1 protein-coding gene is annotated in these 1,099 nt (G+C 70.1%); it reads left to right on the forward strand.

Annotated features, from left to right (window positions below):
* The first annotated feature begins 213 nt into the window (after nt 1-213).
* Nucleotides 214-906 carry a YggS family pyridoxal phosphate-dependent enzyme gene (locus MTR62_RS21005; protein ID WP_244024607.1) on the forward strand — a complete coding sequence of 231 codons (693 nt, stop codon included), beginning with the start codon at nt 214-216 and terminating at the stop codon, nt 904-906.
* Nucleotides 907-1,099 lie beyond the last annotated feature (193 nt).

Raw genomic sequence — 1,099 nt, forward strand, 5'->3', positions numbered from 1 at the left:
CCGCGGGTCCGGGCGAGGCGGGCGAGGCGGCGAAAGCGCGCGCGGCGCTCGGGCCCGGGCAGGTGGTAATGGCGGTAGATCAGGCCCGACCCGCGCGGCAGGCGGCGCAGCGCCTCTTCGAGCGCGGAGTCGTTGCGCGCGTCGCTGACGAGCCAGAGGCGGGGCACAAACGATGGCTGGCGGTTCGGCACGGGGACGCTATAGCACCGGCTTATGAATGAGCCAGTCTTCCCGTCCGCCGATCTCACTCCCTTGGCCAGCGTTCGCGAGCGTATCGCGCAGGCCGCGCGCATCGCCCAGCGCAAGCCCGAGGCGATCGAGCTGATCGCGATTTCCAAGACCCATCCCGCCGCCGCCATCCGCCCGCTGATAGAAGAAGGCCAGCGCGTCTTTGGCGAAAACCGCGTGCAGGAAGCGCAGGAAAAATGGCCCGCGCTGATCGAGGAGACGCCGGGCATCGCGCTCCACCTCGTCGGCCAGTTGCAATCGAACAAGGCCGACGATGCGGTCGCGCTGTTCGACTGCATCCATGGGCTCGACCGCCCCTCGCTGGTGAGCGCGCTGGGCAAGGCGATGGACAAGGCCGGGCGCCAGGTGCCCTGCTTCGTGCAGGTCAACATCGGTGCGGAAGAACAGAAGGGCGGTTGCCCAATCGCTGAGGTGCCCGAACTGCTCGCCTCGGCGCGCACGGCGGGCATTCCTGTGATCGGCCTGATGTGCGTGCCGCCGGTCGGGATCGAGCCCGCGCCGTTCTTCGCACTGCTCGCCAAGATCGCCGCCGATCACGGGCTGGACCAGCTCTCGATGGGCATGAGCGGCGATTTCGAGACCGCGATCCTGCTCGGCGCGACCCACGTGCGGGTGGGCTCGGCACTGTTCGGCGCCCGCCCGCCGTTCAACGGCTGAGCCCGGTCCGAAGCGCGCCCGGCGGGCGGCGGCGGGCGCCTTAGCCACAAAAGATTCTCGCCATATCCAAGGTGTTCGGCCTAGAACGGCGGGCATGGTGCAATCGGACAGCAGCGGTGGCCCGCGCATGAGCGAGGGGAGCGCAGGCGCGCAGGCCGGAACGCAGGCCGGGCCGCCGAGGCCAGGCGCGTCG

This window comes from Novosphingobium organovorum, from assembly GCF_022832435.1.
Lineage (GTDB): Bacteria > Pseudomonadota > Alphaproteobacteria > Sphingomonadales > Sphingomonadaceae > Novosphingobium > Novosphingobium organovorum.